This is a genomic window from Corynebacterium glyciniphilum AJ 3170 (genome assembly GCF_007673095.1).
GTDB lineage: Bacteria > Actinomycetota > Actinomycetes > Mycobacteriales > Mycobacteriaceae > Corynebacterium.
In genome coordinates, this window is record NZ_VDYZ01000178.1 from 1 (window position 1) to 292 (window position 292).

General features: G+C 69.5%; 1 protein-coding gene. It reads left to right on the forward strand.

What is annotated here, in order from left to right; all coding sequences use genetic code 11:
- A partial coding sequence (locus tag FS507_RS19975; RefSeq protein ID WP_222121464.1) for a hypothetical protein occupies positions 1-232 on the forward strand: 232 nt, incomplete at its 5' end.
- Positions 233-292 lie beyond the last annotated feature (60 nt).

Sequence of the window (292 nt, forward strand, 5' to 3'; positions counted from 1 at the left end):
AGCCGTCGCCGACGGTCTCGAGGGTGGGGGTGGTGATCGACTGGGTATGGTGGGAGGTCGGGCGGTGGGGAAGAGGGAGGAAAGGGAGGTGTGGGTGGGGTGGGAGGGGTGTGAGGGGGGAAGGGGATTGGGGGGGAGGGAGGGTGGGGAGGTGGTGAACGGGATGGGGGAGAAGGGGAGGGAGGGGGTTGAAGGGATGATGTGGGTGGGCAGACGGGGAGGAGGGGAGTGAGGGGGAGGAGGAGGATGGGGGTGGGGGGTGGGGGAGGGGTGTGGGGGGGTATGGATGTGG